This window comes from Peribacillus alkalitolerans (assembly GCF_010882125.1).
Classification (GTDB): Bacteria; Bacillota; Bacilli; order Bacillales; family DSM-1321; genus Bacillus_BN; species Bacillus_BN alkalitolerans.
In genome coordinates this window covers 1-1137 of sequence record NZ_JAAGVZ010000071.1, presented here as the reverse complement: position 1 = coordinate 1137, position 1137 = coordinate 1, and the positions used below count along the sequence as shown (strand labels likewise).

Sequence of the window (1137 nt, the reverse complement as noted above, 5' to 3'; positions counted from 1 at the left end):
GGATGCAGCAAGAAGAAAAATAAATCTCGATAATCTTACTGCAAAATTTAAACTAATTTCCCCAATTGCGAACGAACACAAACCACCGAGGGCTACAACAATGACGACCATAGGACTTACTATATTTGCCTGAACAGCAGCTTGTCCTAGTATTAGCGCACCTACAATTCCTATTGTTGGCCCTATAGGTGTGGGTACTCGAAGACCTGCTTCCCTAATAAGCTCAAATGCAATCTCCATGATAAAAATCTCTATAACAGCTGGGAATGCTACTATTTCCCTCGTTGAGGAAATAGCCAATAGGAGGTCAGGGGGAAGCATCTCCGCATGATAGTTGGTAATAGCGATATAAACAGCTGATATAAATAGAGTAATGAATAAGGCAAGTAAACGAAGTGTCCTTGTAAAATTACAAAGGAAACATCGATTTTGGACGGTCTTCAATCTCCTGCTCTAACAAAGATAAATTTTGAATGGAGTCAATGTCCATAGAATCTAACTTTTTCTTTATCTTGAGCAACATCTCTTTATTAGCAAGATCGTGAATATAGAGAATATACACTTCATTATTTGATCGTTTTGAAGTATTATTGCTCTCAACAATTAAATTCTGATTTTTAATTCTTTTTCTTATTAAGGAAATGTTGGTACTAATATTCTCAGTGAACGCTTCTTTTGGCCCCTTAATGACCACTTCATTTTCTGCCTTATCTATTCCTCTACCTTGAAAATGATTAATCTCTATTGAATAGGCAATGATTTCTCAATTTATTAATAGAACAGCATTCCCGTTCCTTATACTCGCTACTATTTCGTTCATTGAATTAACTGTATGTAGAGAAGAAGCATATATAATATCTGCAACATTTAATTCTTGATCCTTTATTTGAAGTAGGGGACCAATAATATTCTCTTCAAGTTTGGCTTGATCTATAATGGTACGAATATAGACTAGACAACAATGTATCTTTTTAATTCCTACGTGAAACTCTCGGACAGTCACATCGCTATTTAAAGGTATTTTATAGATGCTTTTTATTTGATTAAGTGTAACTGTAAGATCTTTATTTATGATAAGTGGCTCTTCCTCTAATTGAGTTTTAATTTGCACCTTTTTAAAGAAACGCATAACAGCAA

The 1137-nt window shown here is 34.3% G+C and carries 1 protein-coding gene and 1 pseudogene; both read right to left on the bottom strand.

Annotated elements, in window-relative coordinates; translation table 11 throughout:
- Positions 1-444 (bottom strand): spore germination protein (locus G3O09_RS22025; protein WP_163103574.1); only part of this gene is annotated, 444 nt, incomplete at its 3' end.
- Positions 410-1129 (bottom strand): annotated as a pseudogene (locus G3O09_RS22665) (spore germination protein). The pseudogene G3O09_RS22665 and the gene G3O09_RS22025, both read right to left, overlap by 35 nt.
- Positions 1130-1137 lie beyond the last annotated feature (8 nt).